This is a genomic window from Marinitoga arctica (assembly GCF_054657315.1).
In genome coordinates this window covers 92,606-111,250 of sequence record NZ_BAAHYY010000004.1, presented here as the reverse complement: position 1 = coordinate 111,250, position 18,645 = coordinate 92,606, and the positions used below count along the sequence as shown (strand labels likewise).

Annotated in this window: 18 protein-coding genes; 8 read left to right on the top strand and 10 right to left on the bottom strand. The window is 27.6% G+C overall.

Going from position 1 to position 18,645, the window contains the following annotated elements:
- From ACYQ44_RS02375 to ACYQ44_RS02340, 8 genes are all read left to right on the top strand, one after another.
- On the top strand, positions 1-1,026 hold a 1,026-nt coding region (locus tag ACYQ44_RS02375; RefSeq protein WP_459994930.1), incomplete at its 5' end, for a 3-oxoacyl-ACP synthase.
- Between the two features lie 4 nt (positions 1,027-1,030).
- Entirely contained in the window at positions 1,031-2,344 is a 1,314-nt protein-coding gene (locus ACYQ44_RS02370) for an acetyl-CoA hydrolase/transferase family protein (RefSeq protein ID WP_459994928.1), read from the top strand.
- A 12-nt stretch (positions 2,345-2,356) separates the two neighbouring features.
- Positions 2,357-3,529, top strand: a complete 1,173-nt coding sequence (locus ACYQ44_RS02365) for an ABC transporter substrate-binding protein (protein WP_459994926.1) — start codon at positions 2,357-2,359, stop codon at positions 3,527-3,529.
- A gap of 43 nt (positions 3,530-3,572) precedes the next feature.
- Positions 3,573-4,331, top strand: coding sequence for an ABC transporter ATP-binding protein (locus ACYQ44_RS02360; protein WP_459994925.1), 759 nt, complete (start codon positions 3,573-3,575; stop codon positions 4,329-4,331).
- Positions 4,324-5,016 carry an ABC transporter ATP-binding protein gene (locus tag ACYQ44_RS02355; RefSeq protein WP_459994924.1) on the top strand — a complete coding sequence of 231 codons (693 nt, stop codon included), beginning with the start codon at positions 4,324-4,326 and terminating at the stop codon, positions 5,014-5,016. Before ACYQ44_RS02360 ends, ACYQ44_RS02355 begins: the two co-directional genes overlap by 8 nt.
- A gap of 4 nt (positions 5,017-5,020) precedes the next feature.
- Positions 5,021-5,899, top strand: a complete 879-nt coding sequence (locus tag ACYQ44_RS02350) for a branched-chain amino acid ABC transporter permease (RefSeq protein WP_459994923.1) — start codon at positions 5,021-5,023, stop codon at positions 5,897-5,899.
- A 1-nt stretch (position 5,900) separates the two neighbouring features.
- A complete protein-coding gene (locus ACYQ44_RS02345) occupies positions 5,901-7,613 on the top strand; it encodes an alpha/beta fold hydrolase (RefSeq protein WP_459994922.1) in 1,713 nt (570 codons plus the stop codon).
- A gap of 15 nt (positions 7,614-7,628) precedes the next feature.
- Positions 7,629-8,735, top strand: a complete 1,107-nt coding sequence (locus tag ACYQ44_RS02340) for a TetR/AcrR family transcriptional regulator (protein WP_459994921.1) — start codon at positions 7,629-7,631, stop codon at positions 8,733-8,735.
- A 3-nt stretch (positions 8,736-8,738) separates the two neighbouring features.
- Here the strand turns inward: ACYQ44_RS02340 and ACYQ44_RS02335 are convergent, their stop codons facing one another.
- From ACYQ44_RS02335 to ACYQ44_RS02290, 10 genes are all read right to left on the bottom strand, one after another.
- Positions 8,739-10,547 (bottom strand): UvrD-helicase domain-containing protein, encoded by a 1,809-nt coding sequence (locus ACYQ44_RS02335; protein ID WP_459994919.1) that lies wholly within the window; start codon positions 10,545-10,547, stop codon positions 8,739-8,741.
- Between the two features lie 12 nt (positions 10,548-10,559).
- The gene (locus ACYQ44_RS02330) at positions 10,560-11,756 is read right to left on the bottom strand and encodes an L-cysteine desulfidase family protein (RefSeq protein WP_459994918.1); all 1,197 of its coding nucleotides are present in this window, start codon (positions 11,754-11,756) and stop codon (positions 10,560-10,562) included.
- Between the two features lie 30 nt (positions 11,757-11,786).
- Positions 11,787-12,647 (bottom strand): DMT family transporter, encoded by an 861-nt coding sequence (locus ACYQ44_RS02325; protein WP_459994917.1) that lies wholly within the window; start codon positions 12,645-12,647, stop codon positions 11,787-11,789.
- A gap of 74 nt (positions 12,648-12,721) precedes the next feature.
- The gene (locus tag ACYQ44_RS02320) at positions 12,722-14,185 is read right to left on the bottom strand and encodes an NAD(P)/FAD-dependent oxidoreductase (RefSeq protein WP_459994938.1); all 1,464 of its coding nucleotides are present in this window, start codon (positions 14,183-14,185) and stop codon (positions 12,722-12,724) included.
- A 43-nt stretch (positions 14,186-14,228) separates the two neighbouring features.
- Complete coding sequence (locus tag ACYQ44_RS02315; RefSeq protein WP_459994915.1) at positions 14,229-14,687, bottom strand: hypothetical protein; 459 nt, start codon at positions 14,685-14,687, stop codon at positions 14,229-14,231.
- 15 nt (positions 14,688-14,702) lie between these two features.
- Positions 14,703-15,818, bottom strand: a complete 1,116-nt coding sequence (locus ACYQ44_RS02310) for an NADH:ubiquinone reductase (Na(+)-transporting) subunit F (protein ID WP_459994914.1) — start codon at positions 15,816-15,818, stop codon at positions 14,703-14,705.
- Between the two features lie 9 nt (positions 15,819-15,827).
- Complete coding sequence (locus tag ACYQ44_RS02305; protein ID WP_459994912.1) at positions 15,828-16,424, bottom strand: Rnf-Nqr domain containing protein; 597 nt, start codon at positions 16,422-16,424, stop codon at positions 15,828-15,830.
- Positions 16,424-17,026: an NADH:ubiquinone reductase (Na(+)-transporting) subunit D gene (locus ACYQ44_RS02300; protein WP_459994910.1), complete on the bottom strand. Its 603-nt coding sequence runs from the start codon at positions 17,024-17,026 to the stop codon at positions 16,424-16,426. The genes ACYQ44_RS02305 and ACYQ44_RS02300 overlap by 1 nt, the downstream gene beginning before the upstream one ends.
- Positions 17,023-17,637: an FMN-binding protein gene (locus ACYQ44_RS02295; RefSeq protein ID WP_459994909.1), complete on the bottom strand. Its 615-nt coding sequence runs from the start codon at positions 17,635-17,637 to the stop codon at positions 17,023-17,025. Before ACYQ44_RS02295 ends, ACYQ44_RS02300 begins: the two co-directional genes overlap by 4 nt.
- Positions 17,634-18,500: an RnfABCDGE type electron transport complex subunit D gene (locus ACYQ44_RS02290; protein ID WP_459994908.1), complete on the bottom strand. Its 867-nt coding sequence runs from the start codon at positions 18,498-18,500 to the stop codon at positions 17,634-17,636. The genes ACYQ44_RS02295 and ACYQ44_RS02290 overlap by 4 nt, the downstream gene beginning before the upstream one ends.
- Positions 18,501-18,645: the final 145 nt, after the last annotated feature.

The window sequence follows — 18,645 nt, the reverse complement described above, 5'->3', positions numbered from 1 at the left end:
GAAGGTGAAGAAATGAATGTTGGAATTATGGGAATTGGTACATACACTCCTGAAACGTTTATTACTGCAGAAGAAATATCTAAGAAAAGTAAAATACCTATAGAAGTTATAAAAGAAAAGTTTGGTATATTAAAAAAACCAATACCAGGTACTAAGGATACTACAAGTTATATGGGAATTCAAGCAGCTAAAAAAGCTATAGAGAATGCTGGCATTTCATCTGATGAAATAGATTTGGTTATTTGGAATGGCGCTCAGCATAAAGATTATCCATGTTGGTTAGCTGGATTGAAAGTTGCGGATGAAATAAATGCTAAAAATGCATGGTCTTTTGATATGGAGGCAATGTGTGGTTCTATGATGAGTGGTATGGAAGTTGCAAGATCTATGATGATTGCAAATGAAGATATCAATACTGTTTTATTGGTTAGTGGGTATAGAAATGGTGATTTAATAGATTATTCCATTAAAGAAACGTCTTTTATGTTTGATATAGGTGCTGGAGGAGCTGCAATGATATTAAGAAAGAATTATAATAAAAATGTTATTTTAGGAACTGCATTTAAAGGAGATGGATCATTTTCGGAAGATTGTATAGTTGAAGTAGGGGGGACTAAAAAATGGCCAATGGAAAAAGAAGATGTAAATAGACTTCATTTTGTTGTAAAAAATGGAGAAAAATTTAAGAAAAAGTTAAAAGAAAAAACTATGCCTAACTTTTATTATGTGATCGATAAATCATTAGAAAAATCTAAATTAAGAAGAAAGGATATAGATTATCTTGCGATTTTACATTTTAAACGTTCTGCACATTATGCTGTTTTAGATGAATTAGGTTTAACCGAAAATCAAACAACATATTTGGAAGAATATGGTCACATAGGCCAAAATGATCAAATTTTATCAATAGAATTGGGATTAAAATCAGGAAAAATAAAAGATGGAGATAATATAGTAATGGTTGGTGCTGGATTAGGTTTTGTATGGGCTGCTGCTACTGTTAAATGGGGAAAATATGAGGGGTGAGAATATGTGGAAAGATAAATATAACAATAAATTAAAAACCATAGAAGAAGTTATATTATCTTTACCAAAAAAAGCAACTATAATTACGGGTTTAGCTTCTTCTGAAGCGCAGGGTTTGTTGGAAAATTTACATAAATACAAACCACATTTCGAAAAGTTGAAAGTAGTAACTTGTTTGAATATGAAAGAATATGATTTTTTTATGAAAGAAGAATATGAAGATGTTTATAATAATCACTCATGGTTTTTAAGCCCCCCCACAAGAAAAGCCGAAAAATTAGGATTAAAAACAGTAGACTTTGTTCCAAATAATCTGCACATGGCTGGTACAGATAAATTATTATCTGAAAAAGAGAATGGGAATATTGTAATATTTTGGGGAACTGTAACTCCAATGCATGAGAAAACGGGATATTTTAATTTAGGAATTTCAAATGTATATGAAATGGAAGTTTTAGAGAAAGCGGACATAGTAATATTAGAAGTAAATGATAAATTTATATGGACTCATGGAGAAACTCAAGTGCATATTTCACAAGCTGATTATATTGTTGAAAATTCATGGGAAATTCCAGAATTATCGATAGTTGAACCTTCGGAAACGGAAAGAATTATTGCAGAATATATATCTGAATTAGTTAATGATGGTTCAACATTGCAAATTGGAATAGGTGGAATTCCTAACGCAGTAGCAAAACTTTTAAATCATAAAAAAGATTTGGGAATACATACAGAGATGTTTACAGAGTCTATGATAGATTTGTTTGAAGCTGGAGCAATAACCAATATGAAAAAAACATTATGGAAAGGTAAATTTGTTTGTACTTTTGCATTAGGTACAAAAAGAATGTATGATTGGCTAAATAATAACCCTGGAGTGTGGATAATGAGGGGGAAGTACGTAAACGATCCATATATTATATCTAAAAATGAAAATATGATAAGTATAAATACTGCGATAACTGTGGATTTAACAGGTCAAGTATGTTCTGAATCTATAGGTCCAAAACAATATTCAGGAACAGGAGGACAGCTGGATACTCATAGAGGAGCAGTAATGAGTAAAAATGGAAAAGGGATTATAGCTTTAAGGTCAACGGCAAAAAATGGAACTATATCAACAATAGTGCCGATGTTGCCTCAAGGTTCTTTTGTAACTGTACCAAGGCAAGATTTAGATTATGTTGTTACTGAATATGGAATTGCACATTTAAGAGGTAAAAGTTTAAGAGAAAGGGTAAAAGCGTTAATTGATATTTCACATCCTGATTTCAGGGAGAAATTAAAAAAAGAAGCCAGTAATTTAGGCTATTTATAAGGGGGGATTCAAATGAAAAAGGTATTGTTGGTATTGTTAAGCGTCTTAGTTATTATGAGTATTGGATATTCTGTAGACGGAGTTACCGATACAGAAATTAAAATTGGCACATTTCAAGCAATGTCTGGACCTGTCGCTGTAATTGGTCAAAGTGTAGCAAATGGTATGAACGCATATTTTAATTATGTTAATGATAATGGAGGGATATATGAAAGAAAAATTAACTTAATTATTGCAGATGATCAATTTAATCCAGCCAAAACTACTGTCGAAGTAAAAAGGTTAATAGAAAATGACAAGGTTTTCGCATTAGTGGGTGGCTTAGGAACTCCTGGAAATTTAGCAATTATGGATTATGTGAATAATATGAAAGTACCTTATGTGTATCAGGCTAGTGGTTCTTCATTACTTGCCATACCTCCTAAAAAATATATATTTCCTGTACAACCCAATTATACTTTAGAAGGTAATATAATGATTAATTATTTGGTAAAAACAAAAAAAGCTAAAAAAATTGCTATAGTATATAGAAATGATGATGCAGGTAAAGAATTTTTAAAATCATCTATGGAAACTTTGAAGGATAAATATAATATGAAACCTGTAGAAACACTAGCTATAAATCCTACAGCAAATGATTTTTCAACTGAAATAACAAAATTAATTGCTAAACAGCCTGATGCTATAGCAATCATGTTATTTGTTCCGCAATCAGTTAATTTTGTAAAACAGGCAAAACAATATGGGCTTCAAAAACAAAAATATGTTTTAACCTATGCAAATTCTGATATTTCTTATATATTATTGGCAAAAGAAGCAGCTGAAGGTGTTGAAGCAATGGCATGGGTAAAGGTTGATTTTTCAAATCCTGATTTAGAACCATTTAAGATATATAAAAAATATTATGATCAGTTACCTAACGCATATGCAATAGCTGGTATGATAGCTGCTGAAGTTTTTGTTGAAGGGTTAAATAGAGCAGGTAAAGATTTAACAAGAGAAAAAATGGTTGAAGCCTTAGAAACAATGAATAAATGGTCAGGTATGTTGGCACACGAAATAACTTATAAAAAATATGATCCAAATGATGAAACATGCAGATTAGGGAAACAATCAATGTATGTATTAAGAGTAAGAAAAGGTGCATGGACACAAATGACTAATTGGATTTATTATGATAAATAATAAAGCGGGGGAAATCCCCGCTTTATTAAAGAGAGGTGATAAAGTGCTAGAATTAAAAAATATAACGGTAAAATTTGGTGGGTTAATAGCAGTAAATAATTTTAATATGAAAATAGACAAAGGGGCAATTCATTCTCTTATTGGTCCCAATGGTGCAGGAAAAACAACATTGTTTAATGTTATAACAGGTGTTGTGAAACCTATTAATGGATTGGTTAAATTCAAAGAAATAGAATTATTAAATTTAAAAACAGAAAAAATTATATATAAGAAAATAACTAGGACATTTCAAAATTTGCAATTATTTAAATTTTTAAATGTTTATGAAAATATATATTCTGGTATTGTGCATAATTTTAAAGGGGATATTTTTGATATTTTTAATGGAAATACTAGCAAATTTGATAAATATATTAGAGATAAAATATTATTTGCGGCAGAATTATTAGGTATTAAAAATAGATTGTCTTCATATCCATCACAACTATCATATGGTATTTTGAAAAGGATTGAAATAGCAAGAGCAATTGTATTAGAACCAGAAATGATATTGTTTGATGAACCAGCTGCAGGATTAAATTCAAGTGAAACGTTAGAAATAGAAGATATTTTTAAAATGTTAAATAAAAAACAGGGTATTACTATATTATTAGTAGAACATGATATGAATTTAGTTATGAAAGTATCTGAAAAGATAACAGTTATGAGTTTCGGTAAAAAAATAGCAGAAGGAAATCCTGAAGAAATTGCAAACAATAAAGAAGTTATAAAAGTATATTTGGGGGAGAAAGAAAATGTTTGAAATAAAAAATTTAGTAGTAAATTATGGTCATGTAAATGCTGTGAAAAATATATCGTTTAACGTACAAAAAGGTGAAATAGTATCAATTTTAGGTGCAAATGGTGCAGGGAAAACATCTACACTATTTGGCATATTAAAATTAGTTAAAGCAAAAAGAGAATTGTATTTTAACAATGAAAATATTTCAAAAGAGAATACACAAAAATTAGTTAAAAGAGGATTAATATTATGTCCAGAAAATAGAAGAATATTTCCTAAGCTAAACGTTGAAGAAAATTTAAAAATGGGAAGTTTTTTACGTGGAGATGAAAAAAATAATTTGGAAAAAGTATATACTCTTTTTCCGATTTTAAAAGATAGAAGAAAACAGTTAGCTGGTTCACTGTCTGGTGGAGAACAGCAAATGTTGGCTGTTGGAAGAGCGCTAATGGGAGATCCGGAAATATTAATGCTTGATGAACCATCCTTAGGTTTAGCGCCAATAATTGTTGATGAAATATTTGAAGTATTATTAAAATTGAAAAAAGTTGGTATTTCAATATTATTAGTAGAACAAAATGCCATTAAAGCATTAAAAATAAGTGATAGAGCATATGTTTTGGAAACAGGTAAAATTGTACATTTTGGTAAAGCGAATGAATTACTTCATAATGAAAAAATAAAAAAAGCATATCTTGGTAGGTGATAAGATGTTAATTTTACAAAGTATTATTTTGGGAATACCTCAAGGAGCATTATATGGATTGATGGCTTTTGGAATTGCTTTAATCTTTAGAAGTGTGGGTGTTATGAATTTTGCTCATGGACACGCTGGTATGATTTCAACTTTTTTTGCATTTACTATATATTCTATTACAAATAATTTATTAATATCAATTATATCTGCATTAATATTTGGGTTTGTTATAGGGTATCTAATTGAAAAAATATTGAAACCAATAAAACATATATCTCATGGAGCAATGTTAATAGTTACTTTAGGTCTTTTAATGATTTTTGAAGGATTGAGTGTTTTAATATGGGGTACAGATTATCAAAGTTTTCCAGAGATATTTACGGGAATGCCGATTATTATGCATATAGGAGAAAATATTTTGGTTATGCCTATAAATGATTTAGGAGTTTCTTTAATAGCTTTTTCTATAGCAATAATAATGGCGTTGTTTTTGAAATTTACAAAACTTGGAACTGCTATTAGAGCAAGATCACAAGACGAAATAGGAGCAGGAGTTGTAGGTATTAATATTAATAAAATAGATTCTATTGTTTGGGGAATAGGTATAATGTTATCGGCTTTAGTAGGAATATTAATAGCTCCTAAAGAATATATTCATCCTAATATGATGGTGAATATGCAATTATACGGATTTACGGCCGGAGTTTTAGGAGGATTTTCAAATTTATTTGGTGCTATTTTTGGTGGATTAATATTAGGAATATTAGAAAAGATAGTAGGAATGTATATATCACCTGATTTTCAATTGTCAATAGTTCTAGTATTAATAATAATAATGTTAGTAGTAAAACCTTCAGGGATATTTTCAAAAGGTTTTGAAGGGAGAGTATAATATGAAACAATCTTTATATTTTCTAATAATTGGCATATTAGTTGGATTTATATTTTTATCTAAACCGTTCATATTATTAATATTGTCTACGATAATTATTTTTGCTATTTCAGCGTTAGGACTAAATTTCATTTCAGGATATGCTGGACAAATTTCTATAGGTCATGGAGCTTTTATGGCTATAGGTGCATATACTACTGCGTTTTTATTGACAAATTATAATTTCTCTTTTATAATTAATCTGATTATAGCTATAATATTATCTTCGATATTAGGTTTTTTAATAGGATTGCCTGCGTTAAGATTAAAAGGTTTTTATTTAGCTATAGCCACGATGGCCTTTGGTATTGCTATAGAACAATTAATTGGAGCATTTGATATTTTTGGTGGGCATATAGGAATAAGAAATATTCCTCCTTTAATAAAAAGTGATTTTGGAATGTACATAGTAAATTTATTATTTTATGTAATTTTAGCTCACTTTGCTTCAAAAGTAGTAAACTCTCCAATAGGGATAAAATATAAAATGGTTAGAGAAAGTGAAGTAGCAGCAAAAGCATATGGAATAAATACTTCGTATATAAAATTACATGCTTTTGTAATAAGTGCAGTTTTTGGTGGAATATCTGGAACATTATATGCTCATACCTTAGGTTATATAGCACCTACAGATTTTGGGCTTTCTACATCACTAAATCTTTTAGCTATGATAATTATTGGTGGATTATCAACTATTCATGGAGGATTAATAGGTTCTGCTATTATTACTGGATTACCTTTTATTTTTTCAAGAACAGCGATACCAATGTCATTAATTTTTGGGATATTGTTAATTATTTTCGTTCTTTTCTTTCCGAAAGGTATAATGTATGGTATAATAATGCTTTATTATAAACATTTAGGAAAACCTCATGTGTATTTTATAAAAAAAATATGGAGGAGTAAAAAAATGGATGGGAAATTTGCTGAAATTAATAGAAAGAAAATCTTTTATTATGAAAATGGAAATGGGAAACCTGTTATAATGATACATGGGAATTTTGCGTCATCTAATTGGTATAAAAAAGTTATGGATATAGAAAATTTTAAATTTTTTGCCTTAGATTTGCCTAATTTTGGGAGAAGTGATAAAATTGATATATGTGATATAGATGTTTATGCAGATTATGTAAAAGGGTTTATGGAAGAATTAAATATTGAAAAAGCTATTATTGTTGGACACTCATTAGGTGGAGCGGTAGCTCAAGCGCTTAGTTTTAGATATCCGGAAAAATCTGAAAAAATGATTTTAATAGATTCTGCTCCAATAAATGGATTAAAAACACCAGAAGAATATTATCCTATCTTAGAAATGTATAAGGGTAATAAAGAATTATTAAAAAAAGCCTTAGCAGGAATAATGCCAGAAAATAAAGATGAAAAGCTATTAGATGAATTAACTAATGATGCATTGCTTATGAATGAAAATTGTTTTTCAGGTAATGCAAGAGCATTAGAAAAAATTAATTATATCGAATTATCAAAAAATTACAATAATAAGGTATTATTCATTGTAGGGAGAAAAGATACTTTAATAACAGAAGATATGGCTAAAGAAACAATGAAATATTTAAGTGGTGAGATAAAGGTTATAGACCATGTTGGCCACTCTGTTATTATAGAAGATCCCAAAACATTTAAAAAGGAGTTTATTACTTTTTGCAGAAATAATTAACTTGGAGATGATTAAATGAAAAAAGATATTAAAGAAAAACTAATCAATTCTGCTATAGAATTATTCTCAAAAAAATGGTATGAAACAGTATCTGTTGCAGAGATTTGTAGGAATGCTAATGTTTCTAATGGAGTATTCTATAATTATTTTAAAAACAAACAAGAAATTTTTGAATATTTATTAAATGATTTATTAAATAAGCTAAAAAAAGACTTTTATAATTTTAGTGGTAATTCAAAAAAAGAAAAACTAATATCTTTTTTTGATATAGTTTTCGAAGCTGCAATAAAATACAAACCACTTGTTACAATATTTAGAGAAGGTCAATATAGATTTCCAAAATATGAAAAAGAATTAAGAGATATTTATATTGATATATTAGGCAATATTTTGGAAAAAGATATTACAGAAATAGAGTATATATATATAATAGGTGGTTTAAGGTTTTTGGGAATCATGTCTTCTTATGGTTGGGTAAAATTAGATAAAAATGTTTTTTTTGAAATAATATTTAATGGGATATTTAATTGTGATATAAGAAAAAATATTTTTAATATTGATATATATTTTTTCAAAGAAGAAAAAAAAGATACTAAGAAAATACTTATTGATGCTGGAATAGAATTATTTAGTAAAAAAGGATATTATAATGTAAAGGTTTTTGAAATAACAAATAAAATTGGCATGGCTGTTGGAACTTTTTATTTATATTTTTCAAGCAAAGAGGAATTTTTGAGAGAAATTGTAAGACAAATAAGTCATAAGACAAGATATTTTATTTCAAATAATATATCAGAAAATGTTAATAGATTAGAAAGAGAATTATTAGGTATATATTTATTTTTAGAATTTTTCTCAAAAAATAAAAATTACTATGAGATTATAAGAGAATCAGAGTTTGTTGTAAAGGATGAAGTTAGAAAATATTATGAAAGTTTTAAAAAAGGATATCTTGAGAATCTTAATGATATAAAAATAAAAAATAAAGAAATAATAGCGATGTTTTTAATGGGGATTTCTCATTATATAGGTATTGAATATTTATTTGAAAAAACTATAAAAGATAAGGAAAAAGTTTTATTAGAGCTTTCAGAATTTCTTGCAAAAGGAATAAAAGCTTGAGGCTCATTCCTCAAGCTTTTCATTTATGTTAATGTTGAATATATCACTATTAGAATAAATGATCAAATCTTTTTTTGTTCTAGTTATGGCAACATAAAAAAGATTAATTTCATCGATAATGTATTGGTGTTTAAATACACTTTTTTCTCCATTAATTATTTTATGTATATGATTAAGATATGATTTTTGAAAATTTTTAATACTTTTATATTTTTCTTTTTTTAATAAATCAATTAAATTTTGAAAATCATGGCAGACTACAACTTTATCCCATTCTAACCCTTTACTAGAATGTGCAGTTGCAAGAAATATTTTTCCTTTATTTTTTTTATATTTTTCTTTTGCCATATTTAAAAGGGAAAATAATTTTTCATCATATTCTTCAGCTATATTTATTGCTGAGACTAATTCATAATCTTCGAAATCTTCTGCATAATTTTTTAATTCTTCTAATGATTCGAAATTGAGAATCCAGCGCTCTTTTATTTTATCTTTATATTTACCATTATTTAAATATTTAATATAATAATATATATTTAAAGGAAGATGGAAAATTTCTTGGGGAGATCTTACTAGTTTAATTTCAAAATTTTTTAAAGTATCAATTAATTTTATAAGGGTAGCATTTGTTCTCGTTATAAAACACATATTGCTTATAGTATTATTACTATTTTGATTAAAGGAGATAATTTCTTTTTCTTCGCCTTTGAAATCTTTTAAAATAATATTAGCTTTATTAGATATATAATTTGGAAATCTAAAAGATTCAGTTAAATATGAAATTTCAGCTGATATTTCATTTCTAATTTTATACATAGCATTAATTGAACCTCTGAAAGAGTATATTTGTTGATGAGGATCTCCAACAATAATTTTTTTTCCTTTTAATTTTTTAAAGATATCTAACACAACTTCGTTTGTATCTTGTGCCTCATCTAAGAGAATATAATCAAAATTTATATAATTTCTATATTTTTCTATATTTAGATGGAAAAACTTTAAATAAACATTGTGTGTCATGGGTAATTTGTTTTCGATATATAAATTCCAAATATTTAGTAACTTAGTTTTTAGATATTCTTTTTGTTCTTTTATAAACCGTAATTTCTGATTTGAATTTAATATTTCTTCTATTGTTTTATCAGAAATACTAGTATAATCACCATTACAAAAATCATTAAATGCGATTTTTACTAAATCTGCAATAAAAATATCAATATCTAAAATTTTTGATATTTCCAAAGTATTTAATTCTTTTCCAATTTTTTTGAACTTTAAATCATTTTTCGCAAATTTATAGGCCAATCCATGAGTAGTTAATACTTTTATATTATTTAATTTTGATTTTTTAATTTTATATTCAATTTCCTCTTTAACTGATCTATTGAAAGCAAGGAAAAGAAAACTTTTGTTTCTTAATGCATAAGCAATACTTAATAAAGTTGTCGTTTTTCCTGATCCAGCAAAAGCATTAATTATTAAGTTACTATTTCTAGCTTTTTTTATAATTTCTATTTGTTCTGTTGTTAACTTTATATAATTTTTTTTATATTTTGATGATATTTTATTTTTAAATGTAGTGTTTTTAATATCATTTATATAAGATTCGTAAAAATTAATTTTTTTTGATATGTTTTTTTTCTTTATATCTGTAAAGTTCCATCCACAATACCAACATTTTTTTATATCATCTTTCATAATTTCGTTGCATTTTGGACATTTTTTTTTCAAAAAAAATCCATCGCAATTAGGACATATTTTTTCATCATTATCTACTTTTTCATCACATTCTATACAAACCTTATAAGACATATTTCACCTTCTTTAACATTTTCCAATAAATTCCAAAACATCTTCATCAAACTTTTTTATAGATAATGTTAATTTTCCTATTCTTTTTATTGTATCTTCTACATTTTTTGCGGCAATACCATTTCCACATGGAACATTTATATTTTTTAATGATAGTTCGGAACTTTGAAGTGCGACAAAAGTTCCGGTACCAGCTTTTAAAGAACATCCTTTTTTTGCGCCATCACATGTTAGACCAAAGAGAGTTGCTAATACATTATTAATTGCATTTTTGATTTGTTCAGAATTACCATTTTTTAAGTATACTAAACCAGCAGCAGCTCCAGCTGATGCAATAGATCCTGCGCCACAAATTGGAGTTAAAAGGCCTGTATATGCTTTTATATATATTGTTACTAACATACTTAATAATATAGATTTTTTTACTTTTTCAGTATCAAATTCTTTACCTATCTTAATGATAGGTAAAGTGCAAGATAGTCCTTGATTTCCGCTGCCTGCAACAGTCATTACAGGTAATAATTCCCCGCTCATTCGTGCATCTACAGCAGCTTGAACTATGTTTACAGGTTCAAAATTTAATATATTTCCAAAATTTCCAGGTGTATTAAGGCCTTTTTCAGCTATTTGAGTATTCATTTTCATAGTTCTATCCAGTAATTCCGAAATGTCAGAATCATAATTTTCAACAAATTTAATAAAATAATTTATATTAAAATTTTTTATTTCATTTAATAATGCACCACTAGCTTCAAATGGTTTGTCAAAAATAGGTATATTATTAGATTCAATATGGACAATATTATCATGCTTTCCTTCTATAATAACATTAACACTGTTTTCTCCTTTTAATTTACAGTTTACTTTTAAACCAGAGTAATTTTTATTAACTATAATTTTTATTTTACCTAATATTTTATGGGAATTATCTATACACATTTGATTTACATGTTTTAATACTTCTAACCCTAATTCAGCTTCTCCACATGTAAAAGAGAGTGCAGCTGCAACTTCAAGACCTATAAATGGAGTTCCGGGAATGTTTACTTCTAATCCGTTTTTATAAGTGTTTTTATCGAGAATAATCTCTATTTTTTCTAAATGTCCTTTTAAATATTTTTTTGCAGTTGCAACGGCTAAAGCAACTGCAATTGGTTCTGTACATCCATATGCAGGTTTAACTTGATCAAATAAAATTTTTTTTAACATTATATTCCCCCCAATATGTTAAATGATTTTTTATATAGATTGAGATTCAACATTTAAAATATCGATAATTGGAGCTATTCCAACCATTATAAATCCAAATATTTTCAAAACATTAAATGGTTCATGGAAAAATATAAATGACATTATTGCTGCAAAAACAATTTCTAAAGGCATCAATAATGCTAAAGTATGAGATTGAAGCTTTTTTAAAGAAATATAATTTAACGTTAATGGAATAAAGGTAGCTAATACAGCTAATATAAAACCACTTAATAGAAATTTATTATTAAGAGAATAGATTTCATTATTTTTAATAACTAAAATGAAATAATAAAGGAAAGCACCAGTAAAAGTATAAAAAACATTTTCAAAAGGATTAGATTTCTTTTCTTTTAAATTTTCACTTACAGTTACGAGAAATAACGCATTAACAAAAGAGCTAAATAATATAATTGAAGTACCAAAAACAAGACTTTTATTTCCTGCAAAAGCTTTTTCTCCCAAATTAGAAATAAAAACTCCTACAAAGGATAAAGCTACAGCAGATGTATTGACAATGTTTAGTTTTCTTTTAGTAGCTTTTGTTTGCAGTATTGATACAAATATAGGATTTGTAAAATATATAACGGTAGCATAAGCAGGATTAAGATACTGTAACCCTGTAAAAAAAGCGTAAGCAGCTATTCCATAATTTACTATACCAAGTATAGAAAATAGCAAAAATTTTTTAAAATGTATTTTATAACCCGCTATAATAAAAATAACACCAGATATCAAAAATGAAAAAAGAAATCTCAGAAATAAAATCTGAGATACTGTTGCTCCAATATTAAAAGAATATTTTCCTAAAACAGAAGTAACAGATGATGAAAACGCTGATAATATAGCCATTAAATAATACAATAAAATCACCTCAGAGCACATATGATCTTAGTTATATATTATATATGTTTTTTACTAAAATTTCAAATTAAATCATTTAAAATATTTTTAAAGTAGTTTAGATTTACTTTTTTAGGTAAAATACCGCTTTTTTTACCTCTTATTGGAACATCTTCTTCTTTTATTTTTAATGTCTCTGCAATAACCTTTCTAACTCTTGGGGTACAAAATTCTCCCTGGCAAAAACCCATGGTAGCTCTTGTTCTTCTTTTTACAGCATCAACAGATTTAATTGGTATCCCTCTATTTAAAGCATCTATAATTTCTTTTTTGCTTACCATTTCACATCTACAAATTATTTGCTCTTCAGAATTCAATTCTAACATTTTATTTACTTCTTTATAAGATAAATTTTTTGGAACAATTATAGGTTTTCTATAAGGGTCAAAATAATTTTTTTTAGTTAATTTTAATTTGGAATTTTTTAGAATATTAATAACCATTTTAGCGATGGCTGGTGATGAAGTTAAACCTGGAGATTCTATACCGGCAACATTGATAAACCTTTCTTTTGCTTCTTTTATAATAAAATCTCCAGTTGATGGGGTAGGACGAATACCAGAAAATGATGTTAAAACTTTTCTTAAATCAATATTTGGGACAGATTTTTTTGCCGTTTTTATAATATATTTTAATGTTTCTATATCAGTAGTAACGTCTTCTTTACTAGATATTTCATCAGCATTAGGTCCAATCATTAAATTTCCATGGTATGTTGGAGTAACTAATATTCCTTTTCCTTTTTCTGTTGGAGTTTGAAAAATTACCCTATTTATTATTTTTCCATATCCTTTATGGAAAATAATATATTGTCCCTTTCTTGGGTTTATATAAAAATCATTTATGCAAACCATACTTGAGATTTTATCACTATATACACCTGCTGCATTTATAATATATTTTGTTTTATAACTACTTTGATTTGTGTTGATTATAAAATAGTCATTTTGCTCTTCGATACCTATAACTTCATTTTCTAATTTCAATTCAACACCATTTTTTACAGCATTTTCGGCAAGTGCTATTGTCATTTCATAAGGGGAAGTTATTCCAACATCATTAGCTATTAATGCCACTTTTACATTTTTATTTATATTAGGTTCTAATTTTAATATTTCGTCTTTATATATTACTTTTATATCTTCTTTTTTCACACCATTTTTTATTCCATTTTCATATAAATTAAAAATATTTTTTTCATCATTTTCATCAAACCCAATTACTAATGCTCCAGTTCGTTTAAATCCAAAGTTTAATTCTTTATCAAGTTCATCATATAATTTATTTCCTTCAAAAGATAATTTACCTTTTAATGTTCCGTGTTTAGCGGCATATCCTCCATGAACAATACCGCTATTAGCTTTTGATGCTCCATTACTTACATCATCTGATTTTTCAAGTAGTAAAATCTTTAATTCATATTTTGATAATTCCCTAGCAATAGATGTGCCAATAACACCCGCTCCAATAATAGCAATATCATATATCATAAAATCCCTCCTAAAGAATAAATAGAGGCGGAATCCACCTCTATTTACAAATATCAAGAACTTTTATTAATTTTGGAGGTTCTAACCTAAATGGAGAACCTTTCCCTTGAAAAAAATGGTGTTTTTCAATTAAATGTATTGATAAATCGCTAAATATAATACTTTCATTATTATCAAGGTTTGTAACCTTTGTAACAACTTTTCTAAATATCCCATCTTCAAAGGGACAGGGTAAATGTCCTCTAGCCTCTCCAACTTGAACTTCCCATTTTTTGTCTATTGTAATTGGTTCACCCATACCTTTCTCGCCTTTTTTTCTTAATTCTTTCATTTTATTGACTATTTTTTCAATATCACAATTTAAACTTGATAAAATTTCTTCATCTTCAATGATAATATCAATAAGATTTCTATCATCATTACCTAGGAAACCATCAGCAGTTATAACACCTGGCTGCATATTTTTTTGAGCTTTTTGGAATTCAGGAGTCATTTTCATATATAATCCCCCTTTTTAAGCAAATTTGTCATAATAAATTTTATCTTCTGGAATATTATTATTTGTCATTACTTTAACACAAGCACCGATCATCCCAGGACTTCCACAAAGATATCCTTCTTTAGGCGTGTTTGGATCCATTTTTTCTTTTATATATTTATCTAAAACATCTGTTATAAATCCTGTTTCACCTTCCCATTTATCTTCTGGTAAAGGTTCAGATAAAGCAGGAATAAAATGAAAATTAGGCCATTTTTTTTCTAATTCTCTAAACATTTCAACATAATAAAGATCTCTTAAGGAACGAGCACCAAAAAAATACCATACATTTCTATTTGTAATCCCTTTTTCATACATATCAAAAATTATTGATTTTAAAGGTGCCATTCCTGAGCCACCAGCAACACCAATAACATCAGCATCTGTATCTCTTAAATAAAAATCACCGAAAGGGCCGATAACCTCTAGAATATCCCCTTCTTTTAAATAATTATGAACATATGTTGTTGCAATTCCTCCAGGGACTAATCTAATTAATAATTCAAAAGAATCTTTTTGAGATGGTAATGAAGAAATAGAATAAGCTCTTTGAGTAGATTCTTTTATTTTTTCATAAGGAGGTATCACAATTTGCATATACTGACCAGCCTTAAAATTTATTTCCGTTGGTTCTAATAATTTAAATTTAACTTCTTTAATATCATGAGTAACATCTTTAATAGTTTCAATTCTTGTTTTATACTTTTTAACATTGAATAATTCTTCAGGTAGCCAAATTTCAATATCTTTTTTTACTTTAACTTGACATGAAAGTCTAACATTTTCTTTTAGTTCTTCAGGTGTGAGTAAAGGTGTTTCTGTTGGGAGATGAGGTCCAACATCAGATAAAACCTTTACTTTACAAGCTCCACAACTTCCGCGACCTCCACATGCAGATGGAACAAAAATCCCGGTTTCAGATAAAGTTGTTAAAAGTGAAGCGCCACCTTTTACAGTCAATTCTTTTTTCCCATTTATATTAACTTTGACTTCACCATAATTATTAACGATTCCATCAACGATAGCTATTATAGCGGCTAAAACTCCACTTATAACAGAAACAATTAAAGGTGCTAATAATATATTGCTCATCATACCACCTCACTGTACATTGAGCATTCCTGAAAATCCTATGAATGCCATTGCCATAATGCCGATTATTATTAACGTTAATCCAGGTCCTTTTAAAGCTGCAGGGACATTTGGGCTTTTGTCAACTCTTTTTCTTATAGCGGCTAGAGCCATAATTGCAAGCCACCATCCAAGTCCAGAACCTAAACCGTAAAAAATAGATTGAATAAACGTATAGTATCTTAATTGCATAAATAATGAAACACCTAATATAGCACAATTAACAGTTATTAATGGTAAAAAAATTCCTAAACTCATATATAAATTTGGTGATAGTCTATCAATAAGCATTTCAAGTATTTGGACTACAGCAGCTATTACTATAATAAAAATAATATATCTTAAATATTCTAATCCAAAAGGAACAATGATTTTATTATAAACAATCCAATTTAATGCTGTTGTTATTGTCATAACCATTGTTACTGCCATACCTAACCCATTAGAGGATGTTATATCCTTAGATATTGAAATAAAAGAACACATACCCAAAAAATTTGCTAATAAAATATTACTTGTAAAAATTGATGCAAAAAATAATATGAAAGGACTAATATCTGGAGCCATTATTTAGCCTCCTTTCTAATCATTATACCTTTTGCAACCCAAATAAATATTGCAAGCATAAAAAATGCACTTGGTGCCATTAACATAATAGTCCATGACATAAATCCTTCAGGCAAAACTCTAAAACCAAATAAAGTTCCAAAGCCAAGTAATTCTCTAAAAAATGCAACAACCATTAACACAACTAAATAACCAAGACCGGATGTAAAACCATCCCAAAATGATATAATAGGTCCATTGGATTGTGCAAAACCTTCTGCCCTTCCCATGATTATACAATTAGTTATAATTAATCCAACATATGGGCCAAGAGATTTACTTATATCAGGTAGATAAGCTCTTAGAACTATATCTACAATAATTACATAAAAGGCTATAATTAGTGTTTGTACAATCATTCTTACTTTTCTTGGTATTAACCCTTTTATTATTGAAACGGTTAAACTTGAAAAAGCTGTGACCAAACTTACAGCAATAGTCATAATAAATGTGTTTGTTAAGTTATTAGTTACAGCTAATGCAGAACAAATACCTAAAATTTGAACAAAGACAGGGTTGTTATACCATACATTTTCTTTTAGTATTTTATTATATTCACTCATTTCAATTCACCCCCTAGGAGGTCTTTTAATATGGTTAAATATTTATTTAACATATTTGCAACAGATTCAGAAGTTCTTGTTGCACCGGTGATTGCTTCAAATTCACCATTTTCATGGTCATAATCACCTTTTCCTGTTCCACCAATAATCATTTGTATTTTTCCATCTTTTATTTTTTCAAATCTAAATTGATCCTTAAACCATTTTTCCTCTATTCTTCCACCTAAACCTGGAGTTTCACTTTGAGTAATAAAATCAATTCCAACTATTTCTGTTAAATTTTTATCTACAGCTAAAACACCTCTAATTGTACTCCATAAACCATTTCCTACGAAAATAACAGCATAAACATCTTTTCCGTTTACATTTGATTCATAAATATTTATTCCATTTTTTGTACTAACTTTTATTTTTTCATTATATAATTTGTATGCTTCTTCATCATTGTTAAAATCTATACCCATTGCTGATAAAATTGCTTTTCTTTGAAATAGTTCTTCATTTATTTTCACTTTTTCTTTAGTTAACTCATTTGCTAAAGCTAGTATAAAAACAAATATAAAAGAAATTATAAAGGTGAATAGAACTACATATAATTTGCTATCTTTCATTTTTTCACCTTCTTTTTTGATAAAATCTCATCCATTAAAGGTGCAAATGTGTTTCCTAATAAAACTGCAAAACTTGTTCCTTCTGGGAATAAAGAAAAAGTTCTAATTAATATAGTTACAGAGCCAATTAAAATTCCATAATACCAGTGTGCTTTTTGATTTTTGGGTCCGCTAATAGGATCTGTTGCCATAAAGACAGTAACAAAAAGTAAACTACCAGACATCAAAAATTGAATAGGATAGTTTATAAAACCTGAAAAATAGAAAATGTAGGTTAAGATAGTAGCACTGAAAAATGTAGATAAAATAATTTTCCAACTAGCAGTTTTCGTATATATTAAATATATAGCCGCTATTATAATTAGGAAAATAAAACTTTCCCCCATAGAACCTGCTCTAAAACCTAAAAAAGCCTTTAACAAAGTGATTGTTTCACCAGAATCTCTCATTATTTTTAATGGTGTAGCAGTTGTAATAGCGTCTAATCCAAAATTTCCTGGTTTCATCCATCCATATGTCATTATATTTGGGAAAGTAATATAAATAAATAATCTTCCAACAATAGCTGGATTAAATGGATTTCTACCAAATCCACCAAAAACTTCTTTTCCAAATAAAACACCAAAAATAATACCAATTAATGCTATCCACCATGGCGTTAATGGCGGTAAAGATAATACAAATAACATGGAAGTAACTAGAACTGCTTCAGATACATTTTTATTAACTCGTTTTTCCATGATATATTCTGTTAAAATACCACCTAAAAAAACTACAATGCTTAGAGTAATTAACCTAACTCCATAAAAATATAAAGCAAATAGATAAATAGGAGATAAAGCATATAATACCCGACGCATCATGGGTTGCTTTAAAAAAAAGGATTTTTTCACTAAATCACCCCCGTTTTTTATTTGTATAAATTATATCATATTTTTATAATTATTACAAAGTTAAATTTATTCAATTAATTATGTAATTATGGCGCCTTTATTAAGGCGCCATAAT

Coding starts and splice junctions, on each gene's coding strand:
- ACYQ44_RS02370 (WP_459994928.1), top strand. CDS start 1,031: ATGTGGAAAGATAAATATAACAATAAATTAAAAACCATAGAAGAAGTT.
- ACYQ44_RS02365 (WP_459994926.1), top strand. CDS start 2,357: ATGAAAAAGGTATTGTTGGTATTGTTAAGCGTCTTAGTTATTATGAGT.
- ACYQ44_RS02355 (WP_459994924.1), top strand. CDS start 4,324: ATGTTTGAAATAAAAAATTTAGTAGTAAATTATGGTCATGTAAATGCT.
- ACYQ44_RS02350 (WP_459994923.1), top strand. CDS start 5,021: ATGTTAATTTTACAAAGTATTATTTTGGGAATACCTCAAGGAGCATTA.
- ACYQ44_RS02345 (WP_459994922.1), top strand. CDS start 5,901: ATGAAACAATCTTTATATTTTCTAATAATTGGCATATTAGTTGGATTT.
- ACYQ44_RS02340 (WP_459994921.1), top strand. CDS start 7,629: ATGAAAAAAGATATTAAAGAAAAACTAATCAATTCTGCTATAGAATTA.
- ACYQ44_RS02335 (WP_459994919.1), bottom strand. CDS start 10,547: ATGTCTTATAAGGTTTGTATAGAATGTGATGAAAAAGTAGATAATGAT.
- ACYQ44_RS02330 (WP_459994918.1), bottom strand. CDS start 11,756: ATGTTAAAAAAAATTTTATTTGATCAAGTTAAACCTGCATATGGATGT.
- ACYQ44_RS02325 (WP_459994917.1), bottom strand. CDS start 12,647: ATGGCTATATTATCAGCGTTTTCATCATCTGTTACTTCTGTTTTAGGA.
- ACYQ44_RS02315 (WP_459994915.1), bottom strand. CDS start 14,687: ATGAAAATGACTCCTGAATTCCAAAAAGCTCAAAAAAATATGCAGCCA.
- ACYQ44_RS02310 (WP_459994914.1), bottom strand. CDS start 15,818: ATGAGCAATATATTATTAGCACCTTTAATTGTTTCTGTTATAAGTGGA.
- ACYQ44_RS02305 (WP_459994912.1), bottom strand. CDS start 16,424: ATGGCTCCAGATATTAGTCCTTTCATATTATTTTTTGCATCAATTTTT.
- ACYQ44_RS02300 (WP_459994910.1), bottom strand. CDS start 17,026: ATGAGTGAATATAATAAAATACTAAAAGAAAATGTATGGTATAACAAC.
- ACYQ44_RS02295 (WP_459994909.1), bottom strand. CDS start 17,637: ATGAAAGATAGCAAATTATATGTAGTTCTATTCACCTTTATAATTTCT.
- ACYQ44_RS02290 (WP_459994908.1), bottom strand. CDS start 18,500: ATGATGCGTCGGGTATTATATGCTTTATCTCCTATTTATCTATTTGCT.